A 24305-nucleotide genomic window follows, 5' to 3' on the forward strand; every position below is an offset into this window, starting at 1 on the left:
TGTCCTAAAATGTCATCACCTTTCCTTTCATCTTAACTCCGAACCTTACTTTTAATCTTTGAAGGGATTTACCCTCTGACGGAATACCCCTCAATAGATTATCCCTAACATATCTTCTTACTCTCGTGCTTGCATATCTACCGTTGCTCTTCCTACTATTAATCTCTTATTCTTATCCTTCTTTATTACTCCTCTCCGGCTAACTTATCGAGCAACGAATTGGATAAAGCTAGTTTAGCACTTACCGATCAGCCTTAATAAAGAGGTCAATATCTTGCCAGATCTTCTTGAACTCATTTCAGTTATCCCTATTTGTAGAAGAGTTCACTTTTTGATTCTTCAGGGTGAATTTTGCTTTCTTAGAGGGGCTTACTATAGTATTTATATGGCTGTAGGGGGGATTTATTTTATCTGACCGGAGGGAGTAACCTTCACTGCTTATCTCGGGATAAGAATTAATAGTAAATATTTGAGAGGAGGTTAATACGAAATACTGATTCTTACTTACTTACGCCCTTCTAGTTGGATTTAGCGTAAAAGCTATGGATTATTCGCCTGGTAAGGAGTGTGCCTATACGCATATGAATAACACGGATGTTAACTCACTTTATACATTAGTACAGCACGCAATTCTAAGAAGCCAACCTGAAGGGCTACCACTGTTATACCACGCGGGGCACCAGCTTATACGGTGGGTAAACCCAGGAGAGAAAAAGATTTTATATCTTCAATGTGGCATTTAATTTCCTTAAATGGACTCTTAACTCTAAAGACAATAAAAGAATTGAAGTAGCTCTCGATTTAACTCACTTCATAATTAAAGACAGAGAAAACTTCAATACTGACAAGGGGGCGGATCCGGCCACTTCATATATGTACGTTAACTCTTTAACGTAACAAATAGCCAAATTAGAAGAGAGAGCTAGAATATATAAGGAATATTATCAGCAAAGAGATGAAGAAGCTCAAAGAATGTCAGCCCTCTTATAGCTGCTGAAGGCGGAAGAGCAGCGTATTCAAGCCATTGAAAGATCTCAGCAATATGGGTTGCAAAAACATCAACAAGAAAGAGAAGAACAGGAAAATAAGCAACAGGCGAAGAATTATTCTCACAGTTATGCGTGCTCTTAATAACACAGCCGAGCAGGTCACCTTAAAATAAGGCTCTCAAAGACAAAGAAAGTCATGTGATGGGGCCTCAACAGAAGAACTAAAACAAAATTTAAGATGGCTCGGTTTGGAGGTGATATAGTAAACATTGAGTCGTCGAGTGCTTGCTTGGATCAAGCCAACTCAACGCCTACAGATCATTTTCCCTAAAAATGCCAGCGTTTAACGCGCTTTCCTTGATCTGTTTTCCGCTATCACTATTTCCCGTAAGTTCCCTTTATAATTTTGGATAGGGTCAATATAGCTAACTATATCTTTCAGGGGGGGCGCACTATGATCTATATAGTGAATAGACTTAACAGCCTTATTTCAGTAAAGTAAACATACGTAACCTAAATATGTTGGCAGTATGATAGTTGTTGATTTCTTAGCCTCCATTGGGCAAGTGTTTATTAATTTTGTCCAGTCAACTGGTCGAGTAGGGTTATTTATCCTGGAAGCCGCCGCACGTCTGTTTCAGCGACCGCTTTATTTTCACCAGATTTTAAAGCAATTTCTCCATATTGGCTATTTTTCATTGCCGGTCGTAGGGTTAACAGCAATTTCTTCAGGGATGGTTTTAGCCTTGCAAAGCTATACCGGCTTTTCTCGTTTCTCTGCCGAAGGAGCTGTGGCGACGGTTGTGGTTCTGTCGATGACTCGTGAATTAGGTCCCGTCTTAGCAGGCTTAATGGTTGCTGGCAGAATGGGAGCCTCTATGGCAGCTGAGATCGCCACCATGCGGGTGACAGAGCAGCTCGATGCCTTAACCACACTTTCTACTAATCCTCTAAAATACTTGGTAGCTCCGCGTATTATTGCTGGCTTATTAATGTTGCCTATTTTAGTGCTGGTGGCCGATGTTATTGGCGTAATGGGCGGTTATCTGGTGTCAGTCTATCAATTAAATTTTAATGCCAGCAATTACTTACAGCAGACCTTAAAGTATCTCGAAGTAAAAGATGTGATTTCAGGGCTGGTTAAAGCGTCAGTTTTTGGGGGAATTATCTCAATAATGGGGTGTTATCACGGATACTATTCTGGACGCGGAGCTGAAGGAGTAGGGCGGGCGACAACAAATGCCGTTGTCTCAGCGTCCATTTTAATTCTCTTCATGAACTATTTATTAACAGCCCTATTATTTGATAAATGAGATGACACTTATGGATCAACCTAAAATTCAAATCCGTAATCTTAAGAAAGCTTTTGGTAGTAAAGTTGTTCTCAGCAATATTAATCTTGATATTAATGCTGGGGAATCTTTTGTCGTCATTGGCGGATCCGGCACCGGCAAATCGGTGCTTATCAAATGCATTCTAGGCTTACTAACTCCGGATGCTGGCCAGATTTTAATTGATGGCGAAGATGTCACCCATGTTCCAGCAAAAAAACGCCAAGATATGATGAAACGATTTGGTATGCTATTCCAAGGTGGCGCTTTATTTGATAGCTTGACCGTGTGGCGCAACATTGCTTTTGGTTTAATGAATGCTCAGGGAGTTAAGGCTGATATTGCCCGTCAGATAGCCCTTGAAAAGTTGCGAGAGGTTGATCTTCCTGAAACTGTTGCGAATATTTACCCAGCTGAATTGTCGGGCGGGATGCAAAAGCGAGTTGCTTTGGCACGCGCTATTGCCGGTAAACCTGAAATGATCTTTTTTGATGAACCCACCACTGGCTTGGATCCCATTGTCAGCAGTACGATTAATCAACTTATTGTGCGAAACGTCCGACATTTAGGGGCGACTGCTTTAACCATTACCCATGACATTAACTCTTTGCGACATATCGCCGATCGCGTCGGCTTGTTATTTAAAGGGGAATTTATCTGGGTCGGGAGTGTTGCTGAAATGGACCAGACTGATAATCCATATGTGAAACAATTTATTCAGGGCCTGCCCGAGGGGCCTTTTACTAGTCTCCAATAATATTCTTAAGAAGAAAAGCTTAAGAGGCATAACTGCCATAAGTTTTAACAGTAAGATTATGGATTTGAGAGTAAGAAAAATATATAAACTTATCTATCTTAAAATCTTGAAACTCTTCTAGTAAATGACCATATTATATTTGCTTACTTGTATTATTGTGCTCCTGATATCTACTCCTGCTCGCTATTAGTAAGTCTCAATATAATATAGCTAAAAATTTTAATGAGAGGCTATAAACAAGATCAAAGATAAGGTGATAAAAAATGACTAAAAAATTAATCAATATTGCTCACACCGTAAAATTTAAATTATTATTAGGGCTATTCTCTTCAGTTTTGGCTATGGAAATGGATAAAGAGAAGAGTGAAAGTTCATCTCCTATCATTTCACAAGAAAGCTCCAGTCCTTTTCCAAACTGGGAACAAAGACCAGCTGACCTTGTAAACTTTATTGATGAGAGCTTTTATAAAGTGTTGCAAAGGTCAAGGAAGTGGGGATTGTATCCTGGAAGTGAAGAAAATGGTTCAGACTATTGCCTTATGGGGATGCCCGATCCTTTACTAATTGAATCCTTAATCTACCATCGGTCACAGCAAAAAACATGGATTTTTATGGATCTCGGGGCAGGTAACGGCGCTTGGGGCAGAACACTTGCCAGCTATTTAACGCGTACTTTTGAAAAAGAGTTAGCAAGCGGCACAAAAGCTTTCCATATTATTAGCCTTAGTGGCGATATGGGGTGTTTGCAAGCAGGTCCTTTAAGAGAGCAGCCATCATTATATAATGTTAAGCTTGTAGACGAAGAGGCTAAAATTAATTTTTCAGCAAACGGCTGTCAAGTTTATGAGTGGAGTTTTTTTAAAATTGAGAACTTAATGCAGAGGGTACCTTCGTTAAAAAGTAAGGTAGATGCAATATTCTCGTTTGCCACTTTCAGACATCTTGCTGATCCGTTAGGTACCTATGCCCAAGCTTACATGTTATTAAAGCCTCAGGGCTTATTGATAACTGACCAACATGTAGTTGCTCAAGTCAACGATAAGTATATGGAAATTGACCAGATTCTTAATCATCTGGGCCTACCTTATGTTACCTTTGCCAGCCCCCTTAAAGGGATAACTACGTGGAAAGAGGACACCAAAACAGATCTTATCTCTTGGCAATATAATAAAATTATGGAGACGCCAGGACGATGTGATACATATTCTACGATCACCTCACCATGTCACGTGCACTTCAGCGCAAAATTAAATGACTTTATAAGTGAAGATACGACGACACTGATTGGATGTAATTTTCCAGGCATGGTTCAGAGAAGACAGCCTCTAACTAATGCGACTTTTAGCTACAATGCTTCAGGATATCATCTATTTGAAACGCTTCTACAACCAGCGGCAGCAAAAGTTTCAAGTTATTTATCGGATGAATCAAATACTACATATGAATATTTTATGTGCGGGATAGAAGTATTCGTTAAATCATATAAATACCTTGTCCCTTATAAATATAAAGTAGAGTGCTGATAGGTAAGGATTATATTTACTATCGAGAAGTTCGCTATTATTTGCGTGCAGTAACCCCTGCTTGTTTTACTGCACCATCTCGATAGTTGAGTCTGAAGAAAAGCTCGTTGCTGCGCTCAGTGAGGTTTTCTCCAATCTATGTCGAGTTTGTCAGGCTTGAAGCGGTTCTGCGCCTTACAAACAGATCAATAAACTCTTTAGAGATAGTATTTTTTCAGGATTCGCCTAATTTACCTCCCACCCTTGGAAATCTATAGGGAAAATAACTACGATGTAATCTGCTTCTTTATCTGTTTTGAAAATACTTCAGAGACTACTATTTTAAGAAACTACGATCGTTTTATCTCTCTTGCTTATTTGCCAAATAGAGATTAAAGAGATAACTGAGCACGCTATAATCCACACGGTCGGGGACGTAGCGCCTAGTCTATTAGCCATTGTCGCACAGATAATAGGAGATAAGCCGCCAAAGGTGGCATTGGCGATATTATAGGTCACTGAGACGCCGGTATAGCGATGGGACGTGGGGAACTGCTGCGTAATAAAGGCTGACCGTGGTCCAAAACAAGCTCCTAGACTCCAGGCAAATAAGATATGGACAACAGCGATCGGCCATAAGCTGGTGGCGGTGGTTGTGATCAGCATAATCGGATAGGCCAGGATCATGCTGCTCAAATACCCCAAAGTAAGGATAGGTGCGCGCCCAATTTTATCTGACCAGCAGGCTGTTAGAAAGGTCGCAGGGAGCATTGCCGTAATGCTGAGGAGTGGGAGTAATGTCACGGCATAAGGGGGTAAACTATCAACAAGAATCTGCTTGGGCAAGTAAATGATTAGAAAGTAATACCCTGCAGAATTAATGGCGAGAAAGGTGGTGCTCGCGAGGAAGATGCGGGGCGATAAACGGTAGCAGTCACTCACCAAAGAGCCAAAGGTTTTTTTTTCTCTAGTCGGGCGGAATTGTGGCGTTTCTGTTAAATCTCTACGCAAGTAATATCCTAAAACACCAAAGATAATTCCGGCCAAAAACGGAAGGCGCCAGCCAAAACTGAGCATTTGTTCATGGGTAAAATTTAGGCTCAGGACAAGAGAAGTTAAAGAAGCGGCAATCATCCCGATCGAACTCCCCATATCGGCCCAGGAACCATAAAATCCTTGCCGCTCTTGAGGGGAATGTTCAATTAAATAAACCACCGAACCACTAAATTCTCCCCCCAAGGAAATGCCTTGCACCATCCGCAAAATTAATAGAAGGCAGGGCGCCCATATACCAATCTGCTCATAAGTGGGCAAACACCCGATAGCAAAAGTGGGTAGCGCCATTAAAGCAATTGATAACAGTAATCCTTCACGCCGTCCGTGACGATCGCCAATATGGCCACTTAAAATAGCCCCTAAAGGTCGCATAATAAAGCCCGTGGCAAATACAGCGTAGGTCATTAGGGTGGCTAAGTATGGATTGGATGATGGAAAGAACTGTTGGGAAATATAATGAGTCAGAAATCCAAAGACGGCAAATTCATACCATTCTAACATATTTCCCGCAAAGCAACTGATCACTATTTTCTTTAGATGGGCGGACATTTTCATAGTGCTATTCCTCAGATGGATATCCGTGCGGGATGTATTGGTGCATAGTATGACATCAATATCAATAAACGGCAAAGTTTTTTGCCCGTTCGCCCTGTTTCTTGCCTCTCTTATCATCGAGAAGGGGAAAACACCTTGTTCCCGTTCGCAATATTTTGCGAATTTACGTCTCATTAATTTTTAGGGAGAAAGTATAGGCAACTTACCGTTAGCACCGCTCTAAGAACACTTAACAATGATCGAGGGGGAAGTTTTTTTGGCCCTGACCCCTTCGGGATAAGGAAGAGATTGTAATAAAGGGATATCGCTAGACCAGTTCTGTCTTTCGACATCTTTAAAGTGAGGTATGGTTACCCTCTAAACCTTATCAACCGAGTAAGCATCCACTCATTTTATTTAAGAGAAGATACAGTGGAACCATAAAACCTTGTATATTTCCCTTCGAACCCATTCCCCTAGCACTTTTATTGAGTTATACTATATCTAACTTTATGGATTTTTTATGTTTATGAGTTTGAGTTTAAAAAGAAGTCTTCCCAATATTTTAACGGCTTTAAGGTTTATAGCTGTTCCCTATGTCCTTTTTCATATTCTCCAAGATAATCTAACAGCTGCTTTTTATTTGTTTGCCTTTGCAGCCATAACAGATTACGTCGATGGATATCTGGCCAGGCATTGGGAGGTAGAGACAAAGTTTGGGCGTATCTTTGATCCGATTGCGGATAAAGCCTTGCTAATGGGATCGTATATTGCGTTAGCTTATACGGGACATATCCCTGAATGGTTAATGTATTTAATTGTCGGGCGGGATGTCCTAATTATAGGCGGTGCTATAATAATCTATCTGTTTAACTTGCCCGTCAGATTAATTCCATTTTTCATTAGTAAAGTTAATACTTTTCTGCAATTAATCTTAGTTGTGAGTATACTAATGGCTGACTTTAATTTGTATGAAGTTTTGTCATCCGAGCTTTATTCGCAATTTATGGAGGGCTTGCTGTATATTACAGCCTTGACAACAATTTTATCAGGTATTGAGTACATTTTTTATTTTGTACGACAGAACTTGCGCGCTGTAAAACGGAGAGGATCATGAACCGTAATTTGTGGCTTTGGACCTTGGCTGCTGCCTTAGTGGCTAGTTTCTATTTTATCAAGAGCTTGAGCGCCATTTTCTTCCCTTTTTTGATGGGAGTTATTGGAGCCTATGCGTTCAATGGTACGGTGACTCGCTTAGGAAAGTATAGGATAAAGCGGGGTGTTGCCAGTGCTTTGACGGTGTTGGCAGTACTGATGACCTTTGTTGTCCTAATTATGGTTTTCATTCCATTTGTGCAGCAGCAGATAGTGACTCTGGCCATTAAAGCACCGCAGCTAGCGGGAAGCTGGTGGCAAGACCTTAAGCCGTTACTTTCTTCCGTTAATGAGCGTATAGGTGCTGCGGCTTCTCCTGATGAATTAAAAGCCAAAGTATCTGAACATGTCGGCGACATTTTTACTTGGTCTTTATCTCTTATCACCAATTTGTTGACCAATGGTATGGCTTTGGCCAACATCATTTCTTTAGTCATCTTGACGCCAATCATTATGTTTTACTTATTGAAGGATTGGCCGCGAATGGTTAAAAGTGTTCACGATTTGATTCCATTTAAATACAGACCCAACGTTATGCTTTATGCTAGCCGCATTGATCAAACCTTATCAGATTATGCCAGGGGCCAGCTTCTTGTCTGTTTGGCGCTAATGGTATTGTACTCAGTTAGTCTGTCACTGATTGGTGTAAATCAACCGATCTTTTTAGGGGTGATGACAGGGTTCTTATCATTTATTCCTTATATTGGTGCCTTTTTAGGTCTGCTCGCAACTTTAGCCAATGGTTTGGCACATTTTGAAGGGTGGAATCAAATTATCTTAATTTTAGTTGTCTTTATTGCTGTGGGCTTAGTGGAAGGTAATCTATTGTCACCCCGGCTTATTGGCGAAAGGGTGGGCCTACATCCGGTATGGATCATCTTTGCATTACTGGCGAGTGCTACCTGGTTTGGCTTTGGCGGCGTTTTGATAGCTCTTCCTGTATCAGCGATTATTGGAGTTATTGTTAGAACCGCTCTCGAATGGTATAAAACAACAAAATATTATACGAACTAGGACGCCAATGCAGCAATTAGCCATACCCTTACCGGATCAGCTGGTTACCGATTCTTCAACCTTGATTATTGAGGCGGCTAATCGGGATGTGTGGGCCTGGTTATCCGCTTGGCCCAGTTGGCCATTGCCGCAGGTAGTAATTGTTGGGGCAAAAGGTTCTGGCAAAACCCACATGGCCAAAGCTTTATCTGCTCAACAGAGAGCGAGCTTAATCAGTCCCAGTGCTGTGATTCATCCGCCTTTGGCGCTGATACAGTCAGCAGATTTAATTCTTATTGATAATTATGAGCAGTACGGCGAAGACTGGTTATTTCATCTCTATAACCTAGCGAAGGAACATCATCGTCAAGTGGTCTATTTTGGCCATACCACGCCTGCCAGTTATTCTTTTAAGATTCATGATCTTGCTTCACGATTGCGCAGTTTGCCATGCTTGGAAATCCAAGAGCCTGATGATTCCCTGTTTCGTAAGCTTTTCCGCAAAGAATTACTCAACCGAGGTATGGTATGCGGTGATGATATTTTAGAGTATATTTATCGCCGCTTTGATCGGTCTTACGCTACGATTCACCATCTGGTAAAATTAATTGATACCTTGACGCTTGTTCAGCAGCGCTCCTTAACCCTCCCTTTGTTAAAAGAGGGTATTGGCGACGTAGAGTAAATTGATTTGATGGTGGAGACTTTAATTAGACTTACTTCAGGAGAGCGGACAGATCCGAGAAACGTCTACAACCGTTATGAGTGTCTCTTTCGTCGGAAAGAATTATTCTGCTCAAAGAATGATTCCTTCTTGCTTAATTTCTTTTAGTTTTTCTAGTTAATGGCGTTCGCGCCTTTTTCCAACTTTAACGGTGGTTAGCCACTCATCCACATTAGGCAACCGCCAGCCCAATGATAAAGCTCTGCTTCGGGATCATTCTCATCCTCAACCGATAAGAGGGGAGTTATGGAGCTTAAAAACCTCGTCAAAGCATTTACTGCTGGCGCTTCTTCGTCGATCGGTGTATCTCTACGACAGGGGTGAGAAGAAGTGGCGGACAATTCAATAAAGTCTTCAACTTGATCGAAAGCTTCTGAATGCGAGATGATGCAGTTCAATAATAAGCATTTAATTGATAAGGCTGTAAAAACGCTCCTTGGCATTATCAAATCCTTTCCTTGAATAATTATTTATAATTTTCAAAAAATTTTAACAGTTTAAGGATAGGAAATACAAGGCGGTAATATTCTTTTCTCGAGTCATTAACCAGCGTTAGCAAAAGCCTATAGGGTAGGAATCGTAAAATTAATACCTTAGTGATTCCTCCGTTATTTACAATGGATACCAGATAAAATGCTGCGCTAAATCTGTTTAGTTGCATTGTTAAGCAACAATCCCTACATTAGAGGTGGAAAACATTTTAAAAGGAAGCTATGACGATGACATTATTAGTAGGAAAACCCGCACCTTCATTTAAGTCTACTGCTGTATTTGGATCTGAATTTAAGCAGATTGAATTAAATGATTATAAGGGACAATACGTAGTCCTATTTTTCTATCCACTTGACTTTACCTTTGTTTGCCCAACCGAGCTCCACGCTTTTCAAGAAAAACTATCAGAATTCAAAAAGCTTGGGGCAACTTTACTAGCTTGCAGTGTTGATAGCCACTTCTCTCATAAGGCATGGTTAGACACGCCGCGGGAAAAAGGCGGGATTCAAGGGATTGAATATGGGATTATCTCTGACATCGGTGGTAAAATTGCTCAAGAGTATGATGTGTTGCATGCTGATAATATTGCTTACCGGGCTCTGTTCTTGATCGACAAAGATGGTATTGTGCGTCATCAAAGCATTAATGATCTGCCGTTGGGCCGCAGCGTTGATGAAGCATTAAGATTGTTAGAAGCTTTACAACATGTGGAAGCTCATGGCGAAGTCTGCCCTGCTAACTGGAATAAGAATAAGCCGGCCATCAAAACCACTCAAGAAAGTGTTGGAGATTATCTAGCGCGTCAGGCTTCTTAATTTGCTTTCTTAAGATGATCAATAAAGAAAGACAGCCCTTAAGCTTAATAATTTTAAGGCTTAGTGGCTGTCTTAAATTTTAGGCAAACCGCAAGATAACCTGATCACGACTGAGATTTTCACCATTTTGGACGCAGATCTCACTAATCACCCCTTCTTGCTGCGATCTTAATATGTTCTCCATTTTCATGGCCTCTATAATGGCTAAAGGCTCCCCTTTTTTAATCTGCTGGCCGACTCGGGCGGGTAAGGCAATAATTGTTCCCGGCATAGGAGCCTTAACCGTTTTATTATCCTGAGAGGAACTTTCAAATTTTAAATGCTTAACAGCAGGCCAGTGCTGGGCATTCACCACATTAACCTCCTGGGTTAACCCGTTAATAGTAAGGAGATGTTTTCCATTTGTGGTAGCATAGCGGCCGATAACCTGCTGCCCTTCGAAAGAAAGGCTGAAAAGCTTTCGCTGATATTTCCATTTAAAGGTTGCCTGATAAGTGCATTCCTCAACTGTTTGGGTGCCGATTATAACCACGTAACGGCTATCAGTTGTTAATTCTTGCCCCAAAATAGCGATAGCGGCCTGAATAAACTGCTTTTGCTCGGCGTCTGTGATGGCCACTTTATCACCGACTAATTCTTCAATCACTTCCTGAATAAAATGGGTGTGATAGTGACCTTCTCGAACTTCCGGGGTTGACAGTAAGCGTAGGAGAAAGTCTTGGTTGGTGGTAATACCACTGATGAGCATTTCTTGTAGATATTGGCTGAGCTTATGGAGAGCTTGCGGCCGAGAGGGTGCATGCGTAATAATCTTTGCCAGCATCGGATCATAGTAAATAGGAACCGTATCTCCTTCCGTGAAACCGCAATCAAAGCGCACCGCCTCAGTTATAGACGGACGAAAGTGAACCAGCTTGCCGGCACTGGGAAGGAAATTAGCACTGGGGTCCTCGGCATAAAGTCTGACCTCTATAGCATGCCCCCAGGGCTTCACATCTTTTTGCTGAATTGTCAGATGTTCACCTCGGGCAATCCGGATCATCCATTCCACAAGATCCAATCCATAAATAGATTCTGTGACTGGATGTTCGACTTGAAGACGGGTGTTCATCTCAAGGAAAAAAAACTCACCGCGCGGTGAGACAATAAATTCCACTGTTCCAGCCGATGTGTAACCCACGGCTTTGGCTAAAGCCACGGCTTGGGTCGCCATAGCTTGGCGCAGCTCTTCTGTAATAAAGGGGCTGGGCGATTCTTCGACAACTTTTTGATGGCGGCGTTGCAAGGAGCAGTCCCGTTCCCCTAAGTGGATGACGTGACCATGGTGATCAGCTAAAATCTGAATTTCAATATGGCGTGGCGTCTCAATATACTTTTCAATAAAAATGCGGTCATCATTAAACGCCGATAAAGCCTCACTGCGGGCGCGGTCAAACCCTTCTTGAAGTTCCGAGTCATCCCGAACAATCCGCATTCCTTTGCCACCGCCGCCAGCAGCAGCTTTTAATAGAATAGGGTAGCCATGGTCGCGGACAAACTCCTGGACTTCAGTTATCGCAGTTAAAGAAGTGGCGCTGCCGGGCACTAAATTCACATCTGCTGCCTTGGCCAGAGCCTTTGCCTCCAGCTTATCACCCATTTTATGGATCACCTCGGCAGAGGGACCAATAAAGATTAATCCTGCCTCACTTACGGCCTGAGCAAACTCTGCTTTCTCTGAGAGAAAGCCATAACCGGGATGGATGGCATCAGCCCCTGACTGTTTGGCAATACTAATAATTTTACCGATATTGAGATAGCTTTCTCGTGACGGAGCCTCTCCTACACAATAAGATTCATCGGCTAAATCTACATGCGGCAGTAAACGATCAACTGTGCTGTAAATTGCAACCGTTTGCAGTCCCATGGCTTTGGCCGTCTGAATAATTCGGCAGGCAATCTCACCGCGGTTAGCTATTAAAATCTTCTTCATGGGGGGAGCTCCTTTGAAAGAAAAGAGGCGAAAAGTCCGCCGTATGCTTCGTGCTTGAAGGTAAGGCGTTAATCAAACTTAAGTCCTAGTCTCTGCCATCGAAAGAGAGAACTGTGTCTTCGGCGTTGAGAGAGACGAGGGATACTAAAAAAGAGGATTGTTACTCCCCTTTTTTCTCCTGCTGTATCCGTTCCTTTTCCTCTAAGGCCGCTTTAATTTGCACCTCTTCCCAGTCTGGGCGTAAGAAAGGAAACAGTTCACTCATTTTAGGGAATAGCCCTAACCGTATTCCTTTGAGCAGGGCGACGGAGCCTAAAGCGACCATTACCCAAATTGGCCAAAAGGCGCCGCCGGTGGTTAGCCATATAATAAGGCAAGCAAAGATAACGACGCCATAGATAATCAGGTTGGTATAATATTCTTTTAATTCACGGATTCTTTCACGGATGTTGTCTTCAGATTCAAACATTTTGGTTGCCTCACTTTAATTATAAAGGAATATTATCATGTTTTTTCCACGGATTATGAAGACTCTTACCCCGAAGCATATCTAGCGAGCGAATTAGCTTTCGCCGAGTGTCACGCGGTAAGATAACCTCATCTATGTAACCTAGTTTAGCAGCAACATAAGGATTTGCAAACTTCTCACGGTAATTTTCCGTAAGCTGGTGAATTTTATCAGCATCTTCCAGCTCTTTGCGGAAAATAATTTCTACCGCCCCCTTGGACCCCATAACAGCAATTTCAGCGGTTGGCCAAGCATAATTAACATCAGCACGAATATGCTTAGAGCTCATAACATCATAAGCCCCCCCATAAGCCTTGCGGGTGATAAGGGTGATCTTTGGAACAGTGGCTTCAGCATAAGCGAAAAGTAGTTTAGAGCCATGGGCAATAATGCCATTTTTTTCCTGGTCAACGCCCGGCAGAAATCCGGGCACATCGACAAATGTGATAATAGGGATATTAAAGCAATCACAAAACCTAACGAATCTGGCTGCTTTACGTGAAGCATTAATATCTAAACAGCCCGCAAGCACTAATGGCTGATTCGCAACAATTCCAACGTTTTGGCCATTAATATGGCAAAAGCCAATAATGATATTTTCTGCCCAATCAGCATGAATTTCAAAAAACTCACCATTATCGGCGACTTTATGGATCAGTTCTTTTATGTCGTAGGGATGCTGAGCATTCTCTGGGATTAACTTATCTAAGGAAGGAATTGTCTCCTCACTTGCTGCTGAAAAGGGCAGTGATGGCAAGGTGTCGCGATTGTTCTGCGGCAGATACTTAAGTAATTGGCGCACTTGGAGGAGGGCCTCATAATCATTGGTATAGCTGGCATGGGCGACCCCCGATTCCTTCGTATGAATACTGGCGCCGCCGAGATTTTCGGCTGTCACCACTTCTCCAGTAACAGTTTTTACAACTTCTGGCCCAGTGACAAACATATAAGAAGTATCTTTAACCATAAAGATGAAATCTGTCATTGCCGGAGAGTAAACAGCGCCCCCAGCACACGGGCCCATCACGACAGATATTTGTGGAATCACGCCAGACGCCAGAACGTTGCGTTTAAAAACCTCAGCATAGCCGCCAAGTGACACTACGCCTTCTTGAATACGAGCGCCGCCCGAATCATTGAGCCCAATAATTGGCGCCCCAACTTCCATCGCTTTGTCCATAATCTTACAAATTTTCTGCGCGTGCATCTCACTCAGGCTGCCCCCCATGACTGTGAAGTCCTGGGAGAAAACAAAAACAAGGCGGCCATTAATTTGTCCATGACCGGTAATAACACCGTCTCCGAGAAAATGTTGCTGATCCAGGCCGAAATCCGTTGATCGGTGCTCAACAAAGCGATCCCATTCTTCAAATGAGCCCGGGTCCAAGAGTATGTGGAGTCTCTCTCGGGCGGTAAGTTTGCAACGTTTGTGTTGCGCGGCAATGCGATCGGCGCCGCCTCCTAATTCTGATTCGGTAAGCTTGGCGGCTAATTGGGCTATTGTTTCACGCATCTCGGATTTCCTCCTGCAATAAGAAAACTTTACCAAAAAACCGACTTATTAAAATTTAAATAAAATGTTTTAAATGTCGCTGAGCGTCGTTCTTTATTCTGTAAAAGCACTAACTCAAAGTTTGGAGGGTGGCTAGAGGAGAAAATGATAAAAAATGATGAAGGAGCAAGGCTGAATTCTGTAACCTTACTCGCGATTAAGGGAACGCTAAATTAGATGTTCCATAATCTGAATGGCGTTAAGAGCTGCCCCTTTGCGCACATTGTCACTTACTATCCATAAATCCAAACCGTGATTAACTGTTGTGTCTTGGCGAATGCGGCTGACAAAGACATCGTTTTCACCCACACTATCCAAGGGAGTGGCATAAATTAAATCCTCAGGATTATCCATCACCGTAATCCCTTTTGCTTTGCGTAGTGCTTGGCGGGCGCTTTCTGGCAAAAGCTCTGACTCAAATTCCACGTTCGCCGCCACACTATGGCCTATATAAACGGGGACCCGCACACAAGTTGCAGTCAGTTTAATGGATGGATCAAGAATTTTTTGGGTTTCAACCCGCATTTTCCATTCTTCTTTGGTGTAATTATCCTCTTGGAAGGGATCAATATGGGGAATGACATTAAAAGCAATTGGTTTGGTGAAGCGTTCAGGCGGAACATTCATGCCGGTGAACAGACCCTTTGTTTGTTGGGTCAATTCATCCATAGCCTCTTGGCCGCCTCCGGACACAGACTGATAAGTGCTGACCACCACCCGTTTTATTTTCGCGATATCATGCAACGGCTTAAGCGCCATTAATAGCTGTATTGTCGAGCAATTCGGATTGGCAATAATGTTGCGCTGCTGGTAAGTTTCCAATGTATGAGCATTAATCTCTGGAATAACCAAGGGAATATCAGAATGCATGCGAAAATGCGACGTATTATCAATTACGACGCACCCTTGAGCAGCGGCCTTAGGAGCATAGTCAGCAGAGATTGCCGCTCCTGGCGAAAAGAGGGCAAAGTCATAGCCTGAAAAGTCAAAGTTTTCTAAGGCTTGGACGGTCAATATATCATTGTCCCCATAGGAGATAGGGCGATTAGCTGAGCGGTTAGAGGCTATAGCTGTAATATTTTTAGCGGGATAGCCGCGTTCAGCTAAGATTTGTAAAAAGGTGCGACCAACATTTCCGGTCGCCCCAACCACAGCAATTTTTATAGAAGATTTTTTCGACATAAGCTTTATATTTCTTGGAGTTTTACCTTCCTTTTATACCTAAATGTTAGTCACTTCTCAAGGGAGAACAAAGGCCTCAATCCCAATGATTCCTTTTAAGATGTTAATATAAAGTTGCTTGTAATTTATTCTTTACTACAGAGTGCTTAGCAATAATAGAGATAAGGAATATAAAATTTTTGTATATTTATACCATTTCGTAATAAAAAACATTAAGAAAAATATTGCCTCAGGTTTATTATTGAAAAATCTTTAAGGTAGGCCAAAAAAACCCAAAAAGGGATCTTTAAATTATTTTTTTACTTCTTAGATGAGAAGCATACAACGAAACATAAGGGAAGTAAATATGAAGAAAGTTTGGAATGCAACAGAAATTGAGTACATTAAAGAAGCCTATGCCCAGGGGAAAAGAGAAAAACTTATTGCGCATGAGCTAGGTCGTACAGAATCTAGCGTAAGTAAAGCAATAACTCGGTACAAGATTCGCACCAAAAGAGATTACTCTATCCTTAGCCGACAAAGCACCTCTAAAGCGAGCGCGGGACGCAAAGTAAAGCCGACAAAGGTCGTTCGTCCGCAGATGACGTTTAATGGTACAGCATGTAATTGGACGTCTGCTGACGAAGTTTTAAGATATCTGGGAGAAAAAAGCTCCCAGTTTGAAATTAGATACCGGAATTTTACCCCTGTTTACATTTTTCAAAACCGTGAGGTTTCTTTAGCCAAGGTTTTAATGGAAGCCAACAAAATTCGCCTCGAAGAAAATCAGCCCATCTTCCACTTAGAGGAGGTAACTGAATAAATAAAGGCAAATCGGATGGCAAATCAGAGTTATAATTCATGGTTGCATCAAAAACGACGAGATTTAATAGGGAGTGACGATTTTACGCCTAAGAATTATGGGCATCTTTTGTGGTATTGGGGAGTAATAGATGATAAGTTTAGGCTGTTCCTTAAAAAGTATGGCCGCTTAAGAGGGCTGGTCCTGGCCAGCCAAGGCCGAGTGGTGGTCTGGACAAACAATCGCCATCTTTATCCGGGTAAAGGAAGTAGCATCAGCGAGAAAGATGCTGTTAAGCTTGAACAGCAATGGCGCCAGCTTATAGAAAGATGGGACGTTAAAACGATTGCTTTTTTAGATTGGTTAACGCAGGAACCAATTGATTATAATGCAACCAAGCAGGAAATAGTAAAGAGATTTCATTCCTATTCCCGCAAAAAACTTCCTTCGGGAAGACAGTAAATATGCTATTATATATAAAGCATGAGATAAATGTCGGAGAAAGCGATGAGATTTTATACTGGTTTCATCACATTTTCACTAATATGGTGGATTGTCTTGTTTATGATTTTACCGATTGGCGTACGAGTGCTGGAAAATACAGATACTGGTTTTGCGGCTAGTGCTCCTGAGAATCCCATGATTGGTCGTAAGATCATAATTACCACAGCGATAACAATTCCTTTATTCTTTATTGTAAAATGGCTAATCGATACAAATATATTAGGTATATAAAGATTAAGCATTTATCCACTAATTTGCTAGTACAGTGGAAAAAAAGGATTAGCATCATTTTTACATGAGACCCCATGAGATTATTTATACTTTTGATGAGCGTCCTGCAGCTGTCGTGGGGCCAAGTAAATTTTCAGCCTTCCTGGATTGTTGGTTTTAATCCCATTCAGCCCATTGATGACTTTATTCTTGCTCCGAATGATATTATTTTTGATTCAAGTAAAGGTGCTGTGATGCCCCGAATGTATCGCAGTCCAATTTTTTTCCAGAATGCACGTCCGCAAGAGTTTAACCTTGCAGGCTTTAATCAGCTCCACATCTCAGGCAGTGCTCAGTATTCTTGGTTAGAATTAAAGGAGCTGTTAAACCATATCCATAAGCGTCACAAGATTCCCTTTAATAAAATATACATCATTGATCTGCGTGAAGAACCCCATGCTTTTATTAACGGATCAGCTGTTAGCTGGTTTTATGGTCCTCTTCATGTTCAACAGAATCGTGCCTCCCAAGAGATCATTGACTCTGAATTAAAGCGGATTAATCAAGTCCGGGCCTTTCCGATGGTTTTCATTAACTCTATTCAAAAATCAGAGCGCGGCGTGCCAAGTGCTAAGAAAACGGAGATCTTTCCTGTTGAGGTCGTGATGCGTGAGCAAGAGGCTGTTAAGAGTTTTGGAGCTCATTATATTCGCCTGCCTGTCACCGATCACTTTAGACCCGAAGAAAGGGATATTGATGATTTTATTACCATGGTTAAGGCATTGCCTGCGGGCGTGTGGCTTCACTTTAAATGCCGAGGGGGAAAAGGGCGGACGACCACCTTTATGACCCTATATGATATCATTCAGAATCCCAAAGTGAGTCTTGAGCACATCCTAGCTCGGCAAAAAGCTCTGGGCGGAACGGATTTATCACACAATAAACTATCAGTGGGTAAAGAATGGAAATATAGGCTCGCTCAAGATCGAATTAATATAATCCGTGTTTTCTTCGAGTATCGGCATGCGGCCGACGGCTGGGAGCATATGAGATTTTCTGATTGGGTTAAAAAACATGCAAAGTATTTAGGCTATTTAGGTGACCAGTTTGAGGTGGAATAGGCCGTCGGTGTAGCCTCGAAAGAGAGCAGAGATAGGACAATTAATCACTAAAGAGTTTATGGAAATCTGTATCCCCACTCGTGACAATAATACCCATAAATACAAAAATGGTTCTATGATTACTTTGGTGTGATCCTCTCAATATCTTAGGGCCGCGCCTTTAAGTACCAAAGCAGTGATGCAAGGGGGGTGCAGCGATGTTTTAGCGAGGATGATTGCAGAGGATCTGGCTTATGGCCTATCACCTCTTAAAACGGCCGGTAGGAAAAGATTTTATGCTGGACAAGTTGCAAATGCTTTAGTCCTAGATAGGCATTGCCATTCTCAGAAGACAAGAAATATCCTTTTGGCGTTATAAAATTGGTGAAATATCCTGTTGCTCTTTAAAGTATTGGTCTAGTATTGTATCTATCTACCTGTAGTTCTAAATGTAAAACATTTTATTAAGGAGGGCCGCTTTCCTCTATGATTGATATTTCTTAAAGCCGGAGACGGCATTAAATAAACTATTTTAAATTGAATTAGATTGTATAACGGAGAACTACTATGGTTGTAATTACGGCCAAGCATGTGTTTGCCTGTATTTTCGATGCTGCTCGCAGCTTTAAGAGAGCTATCGCATTTATGGTATTCTTGGCTATCTGCTGGGCAATTGATTTCTCTCTTCACCCTTACTTACAAAAGTTACTGTTAGATGGGATCGCTAATCCCCAGGGAAGCGTTTTTGAAGCCGTGGGTGTGCCGGCAGCATTATATGTCTTATTATCCTTTACGATGTCGACAATTTATAGAGGCTATGACTATCTAGTAACAATAAAAATGATTCCAGAGATGCGTAAGTCTGTGTCGCAGCGATATATCTCCAATCTGTTAGGACAGAGCCATACATTTTTTCAAAATCAGTTTGCGGGTAGTATGGCAAACAGAATCAATGACTTATCTTCTTATGTGCCTGAGGTTATTCAAATTCTAATTGATCGCTTTTTAAGTCAATTTTTAATGTTAGGAATCGCTACCTATACTTTGTGGACAGTAGCTCCCATTTTTGCTGCATTAATGCTGGGATGGACAATATTTTTTATTTGTGTCTCAGGGTTATTGTCGAGCAAGCTAACGCGCCTTTCTGATGCGTGGTCGGAATGCGGCTCTATGATTACTGGGCGTATGGTGGATGTTCTCTCCAATGTTATGGCTTTACGATTGTTTGCTCGTAAAAGATATGAATACGACTATGTGTCCCAAAGTTTTGAGGCAGCCAGACAAGCTGAAAAGCGTTTGAACTGGAGCTATTTTTGGGTGTGGTTTGCTTATGGATACTCCTTTGTTATCACCTTAGCCTTTAACATGTATTTCTTGTTAAAGAAGAGAGAGCTGGGAGAAATTACCGTTGGCGATTTTGCTTTAGTGCTCGGGCTAAATGTTGCGATTGTCGATATTTTGTGGCAGTTAACGCGAGACTTTTCTTATTTTACAAAGTTTTATGGTAAGATCTCACAAGCCTTACGCGTGGTGTTGACTCCAGTTTCAATTCAGGATACTCCGCAGGCCAAACCTTTGCTTGTTCAGCAAGGAAAGATTGAGTTTAGAGATGTTGTCTTTTGCTATAAACGGACCGATCCCTTGTTTAACCATTTATCGGTTACCATTCCAGGGGGACAAAAAGTGGGGCTGGTTGGATATTCGGGTAGTGGTAAAACGACGTTCGTAAATTTAATCTTACGGTTATATGATGTCACCACTGGAGAGGTCCAACTCGATGGCCAGTCTTTAAAAGAAGTAACATTAGAATCCTTATATCAATCCATAGCCATGATTCCGCAGGAGCCGTCTTTATTTCATCGCAGTGTCATTGAGAATATTCGGTATGGTAAGTTAGATGCCTCCGATGACGATGTTATGGAAGCGGCTAAAAAGGCGCACGCTCATGATTTTATCATGCGCATGACCGAAGGTTATCAAACCATGGTAGGTGAGCGGGGAATAAAGTTATCCGGCGGTCAACGTCAACGTATTGCCATCGCCCGTGCCATCTTAAAAGATGCTCCCATTTTGATTCTTGATGAGGCCACCTCCCAGCTTGACTCGGTCACTGAGACATATATCCAGGAATCACTCTTGCAAGCAATGCAAGGCAAGACAACTCTGGTAGTAGCCCACCGTTTATCAACGCTGCTGCAGATGGATCGCATTTTGGTTTTCGATAAAGGCCGCCTCATTCAGGACGGGTCTCATGCTCAGCTTCTCACCCAAGAAGGGCTGTATAAGCAGCTGTGGGAGAAACAAAGTGGGGGGTTTTTACCAGACAAAGAGGGGCAATAAGGAGAAAGGGATCCTTTCTCCTCTAACGATATAAGGATGTTAGTCTCTGCTTAACAGTGGAAATAATGCTAAGGTTTCCAAGGCGGGCTTTATTTCTTTAAGAGCGGCAGCGGAAAGCAATTTAAAGGCCTCGCCTTTATCTTCCTGAGAAAGAGGAGATTTGTTTAGGATAAAAATTGCCAGAGCCGTCTGACCACAGGGATCGCCAAGGTCACTTGCAAATTTTATGTATTTTGAACTTTTTTCTTGGTCAAGAGGGAGCCCGTCTCCTGTGTTGTAGGCTTTGCCGAGGACAGTGTAAGCAAAAGGTAAACCATTTTCCGCAGCTTGGGTCATCCATTCAACGGCTTTTTGTTCACTGTGCGCCACGCCACGGCCCCGCAAGTAGCATCTCCCTAGGGCAAGTTGGGCGTCTGCTAATCCTTGGGCTGCTGCTTGTTGATAACAGGTGGCGGCTGCCGCAAGATCCTGAGAGATGATATTATTATTGCTTTGTTCGTATAGTCTACCCAGTGTGTATAAGGCTTCCCGATGGCCTTGTGCTGCTGCCTTTTTTAAATTATCAACAGCTTTAATCTGATCTGAATAGGGTAGATAACCTCTAAAATGGAGTAAGGCTAAGTGATATTGAGCAATGCTGTCGCCTTGGTCGGCTGCAATTTGCAGATGCTTTTCGCCATTAACAAGATCTCGATTTAAGCTGTCGGCATGGCTATAATAATATCCCAGAATCTGGTGCGCAGGAATATGGTCTTGATCTGCGGCCCATTGTAATAGTTTAATTCCTTCCTCTTGCATCTCAGAGATTTCTTCCTCCGATAAGTCTTGTAGGTGCTCTGATGATGAAAGAGATAAAGTTAACAGATTCTCGCCCATCTCAGTAATGGTGTTGAGTGAGAGTCCTTCCAAGCTCTCAGGAAAGTCTAAAGGAGTTATGTCAGCACCAGGATGCTCAGATCCACTCATAAGCTTTTGCTCGCTATTACTTTCCATTGCTAAGGCGATAGGCTTGGTGAGAAGAGTTAAGGAGAGTAAGAAGGCAATTTTTATCGTTTTCATTTATAGTAAATCCTCAGTGGTTTAGGTTAACGGAATAACCGCTATTATTATCACTAATTAAAGACAATTTTTACTAAAAAATTTTAGAGAGAGGAAGTTTAATTTCATACGGATGGGGGCAGGACTGCTCATTGTTGTTTGTAGTGCTGAGTAATTATAAGAAAATTAATTTATTAAGAATGACATACTTCCTCGCCGCATCAGAAAACCTAAGGAAGATACAGAGTCTAGAGTTGCTCAGAATCACGTAAGAAAACAGCTATCAGGGAGAACTTAGTTCAAGATTTCTTAGGCAGTTTAAAAACTAGAAAATTTATGATGGATTTTTAAGGGCAGATGGCTTAAAAAATACAAAAGGGATTCTGTATTGCAGAATCCCTTAGGTTTTGAATGAGCTCTGAGGAGGAGTAGCTCATTCAGGCTTCGTAAAAGCAGTTCTTGGAGGAGGAATAAGAACCACTTTCATCTACGCAGATCCGCGGAGGGTTTCGGAGGATTATGATCTCGGACCTGCGGTATCATCGGATACAAAAGTTATATAGGGATAACATTTTGATTATGCAATACTTTTTTTATTTAAGAGTTACTTTTTGTTGTATGAGAAGAATTTTGTGATGGATTGCTAATAAGTTAAAGATAGCATTTTCATCTAATTAATACTTGGTAATTAATCTTCTTCAACGGGAAAGTAAAGACTCTATGAATAAATGGGTACGGTGTATTGCGCTGTGTTTAGCGCTGGCGACAAGTTTGTGCGCATATGAGAATATAGAACAAGAGCTGTGTGAGTATATTAGAACTTTATCGCCTTATGCCCCTACCTGGGAAGAAGAACGGAAAGAACATAATTTTTATAAAGCCAAATCGCTTCCGGAGATTGTTAAGCTCAAGTCCTCTTTTCGTTTAAGTCGCTTAGCAGAGTACCATAGGCTTCAATATCAGTACTTTGCGAAGCTTGTAAAGCAGCTCCAGAACTCTGATGCCCCTAACCTCAAAGTTATTGGAAACTTTTTATCTGAGAAGTTGCTTTACGCGTCTCATTTTCTTCAGGCATCAATTATAAATTATATGATTGATCGGTTTGATGAAGCGGCCGAACCTTTAGCTGCTAAGGCTTTCTATTTTTATCGGTGTGAACTTAACCAGATTTGTCACGCGATCATTCATTATACCCCAGTGAGCCCCCTCTCTTTAAATGCTCCCTATAATGGCTGGGGGGAGGACAGTTGATATAGAGATTAGGTGAGAGCTTGACGGGGATATGGTTTAGCCTTTTCCAATCTAAAATATAAATACTTAAAAGATTTAAATTAATAGGCAATAAAAAAGAGACCTTGCTAAGCAAGATCTCTGAAGTAATGAGGGTGAGCAATATTCAAAAGCTGCTCGTTTTTCTTCTTGTTGGAAAGGAGCCCTAGAGGAGCAATGGGCTGCTTTCGTATCCCAGCAAAGCAACTGTAGTAGGAGGGGGTAAGAGTTGCCATGCTAGGAATCCCTACATAGCAGTTATATGGGAATGAATTTTTATTATTACAAGGTTTTTTTTAAGACATTTATTTTTTCTCTAAGCTAGCCAGTAATCCGCTGCAAGAATTAATAATATTGTTGGTGTACTTTGCTTAACGAGGCAGAGTTTTATAAAATAAAATTATTGTTATATGTTTTATTTAGAGAAATGAATGCCAAAGTCCAGTCGACTGGTGGTGATAATCTTGGGGGCCCTTATGGCTTCTAGTCAAGCCTTGGAACGGCCAGTTTCCTATTTGCAAGTGGCAAACTTTGTTGATAAGTTTCCGTTGTCAGCCCCCAGTTGGCCTAACTCCTTGCCGGAGCCTGTATTCTTAAAAGATATTGAGTTACAACAGCCGGAATTAGAGAGGCTCCCTCTCGAGCCTGGAGGGGATATGATTGCCCTTGGAGAATATTATTCCCGTCAAAATGAATGGTTTCAAAAGATGGTTTGGAATTTCAATGTCTCAGGCTCAAGTAAGATTTTTCAAATTGGCCAGTATCTTTATAGTGATCTAGAAATTAGGTTCAGAGCTTTAGAAAAAGCAAGGGTGAACTATATAATTTATGGGCATCAGCAACGGCATAAAGGCGAGGCGACTCAGCGTTTCTATGAGGCAAGGCAGCACTTTAATCAGGTGTGTCATGCTATCGCTGAGGTCGCGCAGATTGAGCAAAATACTGCTATCAACTCAAGACTAATAGAAAAATATGAAGCATGTGTTCAGAAAGTTGCGGCCATGCTTTTATCTGATAAAAGCCTAAGTTCCACTATTGGGGCAATCTTAAAAGCCAGGAACTTTGAGAGCCCACTTGGTTTGCCTGAATTATTCACAAATTATTTATTCGATGTCCTCTTAACAGAGGGCAAGTTTATCACTGAGCAAGATCTTATGGATATCCATGAGAAACATTCGTCGGCTTTAACCACCTGGTCACAAGCCGTAAATAAATATCAGTCACTTATAAGTAGCTCTTGTAAAGTAATGCCAGCGCCAGTTAGCTTTACTGCCCCCTCGATTATCCCGCTCTATTTCGAACTGATTGGCAAAGAGGCGGAGACTATTACTCAACAATTCATGGCGTGGGTCATGGTTTATGCCCAACCCTGCGAAGAATGGATGAAATGGGTTAATCTTTAAATCTGTCCTTGTAAGCACGCCAGAACACTTAAAGTTGCTTTAATATTGTACGCTATAATCAATCGGCGGCTGGAAAGCTAATCCAAGGGAGGAATATA

General features: G+C 41.8%; 21 protein-coding genes. 14 read left to right on the forward strand and 7 right to left on the reverse strand.

Annotation, left to right across the window (positions count from 1 at the left end; genetic code table 11):
- The first annotated feature begins 1519 nt into the window (after window positions 1-1519).
- From HMO_RS0110515 to HMO_RS0110525, 3 genes are all read left to right on the forward strand, one after another.
- The gene (locus HMO_RS0110515; protein WP_010302643.1) at window positions 1520-2302 is read left to right on the forward strand and encodes an MlaE family ABC transporter permease; all 783 of its coding nucleotides are present in this window, start codon (window positions 1520-1522) and stop codon (window positions 2300-2302) included.
- Between the two features lie 10 nt (window positions 2303-2312).
- Window positions 2313-3077 (forward strand): ABC transporter ATP-binding protein, encoded by a 765-nt coding sequence (locus HMO_RS0110520; RefSeq protein WP_010302647.1) that lies wholly within the window; start codon window positions 2313-2315, stop codon window positions 3075-3077.
- Between the two features lie 263 nt (window positions 3078-3340).
- Window positions 3341-4600, forward strand: coding sequence for a methyltransferase domain-containing protein (locus tag HMO_RS0110525; protein WP_010302649.1), 1260 nt, complete (start codon window positions 3341-3343; stop codon window positions 4598-4600).
- Between the two features lie 321 nt (window positions 4601-4921).
- On the opposite strand, the gene HMO_RS0110530 is transcribed toward HMO_RS0110525, so the two are convergent.
- The gene (locus tag HMO_RS0110530) at window positions 4922-6307 is read right to left on the reverse strand and encodes an MFS transporter (RefSeq protein ID WP_175282120.1); all 1386 of its coding nucleotides are present in this window, start codon (window positions 6305-6307) and stop codon (window positions 4922-4924) included.
- Window positions 6308-6692: 385 nt separating this feature from the next.
- Between HMO_RS0110530 and pgsA the strand changes: the two genes are divergently transcribed.
- Genes pgsA through HMO_RS0110545 form a run of 3 tightly spaced genes read left to right on the forward strand, consistent with a single transcriptional unit; the run spans window position 6693 to window position 9002 of the window.
- On the forward strand, window positions 6693-7286 hold the full coding sequence (gene pgsA, locus HMO_RS0110535; RefSeq protein ID WP_010302656.1) for a CDP-diacylglycerol--glycerol-3-phosphate 3-phosphatidyltransferase: 594 nt from the start codon (window positions 6693-6695) through the stop codon (window positions 7284-7286).
- Entirely contained in the window at window positions 7283-8338 is a 1056-nt protein-coding gene (locus tag HMO_RS15765; protein ID WP_010302659.1) for an AI-2E family transporter, read from the forward strand. Before pgsA ends, HMO_RS15765 begins: the two co-directional genes overlap by 4 nt.
- Before the next feature lie 7 nt (window positions 8339-8345).
- Entirely contained in the window at window positions 8346-9002 is a 657-nt protein-coding gene (locus HMO_RS0110545; RefSeq protein ID WP_010302662.1) for an HdaA/DnaA family protein, read from the forward strand.
- A 194-nt stretch (window positions 9003-9196) separates the two neighbouring features.
- Here the strand turns inward: HMO_RS0110545 and HMO_RS0110550 are convergent, their stop codons facing one another.
- Window positions 9197-9484 carry a hypothetical protein gene (locus HMO_RS0110550; RefSeq protein WP_010302664.1) on the reverse strand — a complete coding sequence of 96 codons (288 nt, stop codon included), beginning with the start codon at window positions 9482-9484 and terminating at the stop codon, window positions 9197-9199.
- Window positions 9485-9760: 276 nt separating this feature from the next.
- On the opposite strand from HMO_RS0110550, the gene HMO_RS0110555 reads away from it, so the two are divergent.
- Window positions 9761-10348 (forward strand): peroxiredoxin, encoded by a 588-nt coding sequence (locus tag HMO_RS0110555; RefSeq protein WP_010302666.1) that lies wholly within the window; start codon window positions 9761-9763, stop codon window positions 10346-10348.
- Window positions 10349-10427: 79 nt separating this feature from the next.
- Here the strand turns inward: HMO_RS0110555 and HMO_RS0110560 are convergent, their stop codons facing one another.
- The 4 genes from HMO_RS0110560 to HMO_RS0110575 form a co-directional block, all read right to left on the reverse strand.
- Window positions 10428-12320: an acetyl/propionyl/methylcrotonyl-CoA carboxylase subunit alpha gene (locus HMO_RS0110560; RefSeq protein ID WP_010302668.1), complete on the reverse strand. Its 1893-nt coding sequence runs from the start codon at window positions 12318-12320 to the stop codon at window positions 10428-10430.
- A gap of 160 nt (window positions 12321-12480) precedes the next feature.
- On the reverse strand, window positions 12481-12789 hold the full coding sequence (locus HMO_RS0110565; RefSeq protein WP_010302670.1) for a 2TM domain-containing protein: 309 nt from the start codon (window positions 12787-12789) through the stop codon (window positions 12481-12483).
- A gap of 19 nt (window positions 12790-12808) precedes the next feature.
- Window positions 12809-14341, reverse strand: a complete 1533-nt coding sequence (locus HMO_RS0110570; RefSeq protein ID WP_010302672.1) for an acyl-CoA carboxylase subunit beta — start codon at window positions 14339-14341, stop codon at window positions 12809-12811.
- A 207-nt stretch (window positions 14342-14548) separates the two neighbouring features.
- A complete protein-coding gene (locus HMO_RS0110575; RefSeq protein WP_010302674.1) occupies window positions 14549-15562 on the reverse strand; it encodes an aspartate-semialdehyde dehydrogenase in 1014 nt (337 codons plus the stop codon).
- Between the two features lie 346 nt (window positions 15563-15908).
- Here HMO_RS0110575 and HMO_RS0110580 point away from each other — a divergent pair, with 346 nt between their 5' ends.
- The 5 genes from HMO_RS0110580 to HMO_RS0110605 all read left to right on the forward strand — a co-directional run bounded on the left by HMO_RS0110580 (window position 15909) and on the right by HMO_RS0110605 (window position 20497).
- Window positions 15909-16364: a hypothetical protein gene (locus HMO_RS0110580; protein WP_010302678.1), complete on the forward strand. Its 456-nt coding sequence runs from the start codon at window positions 15909-15911 to the stop codon at window positions 16362-16364.
- 15 nt (window positions 16365-16379) lie between these two features.
- Entirely contained in the window at window positions 16380-16805 is a 426-nt protein-coding gene (locus HMO_RS0110585; RefSeq protein ID WP_010302681.1) for a hypothetical protein, read from the forward strand.
- Window positions 16806-16835: 30 nt separating this feature from the next.
- Window positions 16836-17078 carry a DUF1467 family protein gene (locus HMO_RS0110590; RefSeq protein WP_010302683.1) on the forward strand — a complete coding sequence of 81 codons (243 nt, stop codon included), beginning with the start codon at window positions 16836-16838 and terminating at the stop codon, window positions 17076-17078.
- Window positions 17079-17152: 74 nt separating this feature from the next.
- On the forward strand, window positions 17153-18178 hold the full coding sequence (locus HMO_RS0110595; RefSeq protein ID WP_029448909.1) for a protein-tyrosine phosphatase family protein: 1026 nt from the start codon (window positions 17153-17155) through the stop codon (window positions 18176-18178).
- 546 nt (window positions 18179-18724) lie between these two features.
- Complete coding sequence (locus HMO_RS0110605) at window positions 18725-20497, forward strand: ABC transporter ATP-binding protein (protein ID WP_010302689.1); 1773 nt, start codon at window positions 18725-18727, stop codon at window positions 20495-20497.
- Between the two features lie 39 nt (window positions 20498-20536).
- Here the strand turns inward: HMO_RS0110605 and HMO_RS15770 are convergent, their stop codons facing one another.
- Window positions 20537-21556 carry a tetratricopeptide repeat protein gene (locus HMO_RS15770; protein ID WP_010302691.1) on the reverse strand — a complete coding sequence of 340 codons (1020 nt, stop codon included), beginning with the start codon at window positions 21554-21556 and terminating at the stop codon, window positions 20537-20539.
- A 699-nt stretch (window positions 21557-22255) separates the two neighbouring features.
- Here HMO_RS15770 and HMO_RS0110615 point away from each other — a divergent pair.
- Both HMO_RS0110615 and HMO_RS0110625 read left to right on the forward strand, forming a co-directional pair.
- Window positions 22256-22786, forward strand: a complete 531-nt coding sequence (locus HMO_RS0110615) for a hypothetical protein (protein ID WP_010302693.1) — start codon at window positions 22256-22258, stop codon at window positions 22784-22786.
- 449 nt (window positions 22787-23235) lie between these two features.
- Complete coding sequence (locus HMO_RS0110625; RefSeq protein WP_010302698.1) at window positions 23236-24207, forward strand: hypothetical protein; 972 nt, start codon at window positions 23236-23238, stop codon at window positions 24205-24207.
- Window positions 24208-24305 lie beyond the last annotated feature (98 nt).

It is taken from the genome of Candidatus Odyssella thessalonicensis L13 (genome assembly GCF_000190415.1).
In the GTDB taxonomy this organism is placed as follows: Bacteria; Pseudomonadota; Alphaproteobacteria; order Paracaedibacterales; family Paracaedibacteraceae; genus Paracaedibacter; species Paracaedibacter thessalonicensis.

Bases quoted from the DNA above. Each gene is read 5' to 3' on its own strand.
- HMO_RS0110515 (WP_010302643.1), top strand. From the start codon at position 1,520: ATGATAGTTGTTGATTTCTTAGCCTCCATTGGGCAAGTGTTTATTAAT.
- HMO_RS0110520 (WP_010302647.1), top strand. From the start codon at position 2,313: ATGGATCAACCTAAAATTCAAATCCGTAATCTTAAGAAAGCTTTTGGT.
- HMO_RS0110525 (WP_010302649.1), top strand. From the start codon at position 3,341: ATGACTAAAAAATTAATCAATATTGCTCACACCGTAAAATTTAAATTA.
- HMO_RS0110530 (WP_175282120.1), bottom strand. From the start codon at position 6,307: ATGATAAGAGAGGCAAGAAACAGGGCGAACGGGCAAAAAACTTTGCCG.
- pgsA (WP_010302656.1), top strand. From the start codon at position 6,693: ATGTTTATGAGTTTGAGTTTAAAAAGAAGTCTTCCCAATATTTTAACG.
- HMO_RS15765 (WP_010302659.1), top strand. From the start codon at position 7,283: ATGAACCGTAATTTGTGGCTTTGGACCTTGGCTGCTGCCTTAGTGGCT.
- HMO_RS0110545 (WP_010302662.1), top strand. From the start codon at position 8,346: ATGCAGCAATTAGCCATACCCTTACCGGATCAGCTGGTTACCGATTCT.
- HMO_RS0110550 (WP_010302664.1), bottom strand. From the start codon at position 9,484: ATGCCAAGGAGCGTTTTTACAGCCTTATCAATTAAATGCTTATTATTG.
- HMO_RS0110555 (WP_010302666.1), top strand. From the start codon at position 9,761: ATGACATTATTAGTAGGAAAACCCGCACCTTCATTTAAGTCTACTGCT.
- HMO_RS0110560 (WP_010302668.1), bottom strand. From the start codon at position 12,320: ATGAAGAAGATTTTAATAGCTAACCGCGGTGAGATTGCCTGCCGAATT.
- HMO_RS0110565 (WP_010302670.1), bottom strand. From the start codon at position 12,789: ATGTTTGAATCTGAAGACAACATCCGTGAAAGAATCCGTGAATTAAAA.
- HMO_RS0110570 (WP_010302672.1), bottom strand. From the start codon at position 14,341: ATGCGTGAAACAATAGCCCAATTAGCCGCCAAGCTTACCGAATCAGAA.
- HMO_RS0110575 (WP_010302674.1), bottom strand. From the start codon at position 15,562: ATGTCGAAAAAATCTTCTATAAAAATTGCTGTGGTTGGGGCGACCGGA.
- HMO_RS0110580 (WP_010302678.1), top strand. From the start codon at position 15,909: ATGAAGAAAGTTTGGAATGCAACAGAAATTGAGTACATTAAAGAAGCC.
- HMO_RS0110585 (WP_010302681.1), top strand. From the start codon at position 16,380: ATGGCAAATCAGAGTTATAATTCATGGTTGCATCAAAAACGACGAGAT.
- HMO_RS0110590 (WP_010302683.1), top strand. From the start codon at position 16,836: ATGTCGGAGAAAGCGATGAGATTTTATACTGGTTTCATCACATTTTCA.
- HMO_RS0110595 (WP_029448909.1), top strand. From the start codon at position 17,153: ATGAGATTATTTATACTTTTGATGAGCGTCCTGCAGCTGTCGTGGGGC.
- HMO_RS0110605 (WP_010302689.1), top strand. From the start codon at position 18,725: ATGGTTGTAATTACGGCCAAGCATGTGTTTGCCTGTATTTTCGATGCT.
- HMO_RS15770 (WP_010302691.1), bottom strand. From the start codon at position 21,556: ATGAAAACGATAAAAATTGCCTTCTTACTCTCCTTAACTCTTCTCACC.
- HMO_RS0110615 (WP_010302693.1), top strand. From the start codon at position 22,256: ATGAATAAATGGGTACGGTGTATTGCGCTGTGTTTAGCGCTGGCGACA.
- HMO_RS0110625 (WP_010302698.1), top strand. From the start codon at position 23,236: ATGCCAAAGTCCAGTCGACTGGTGGTGATAATCTTGGGGGCCCTTATG.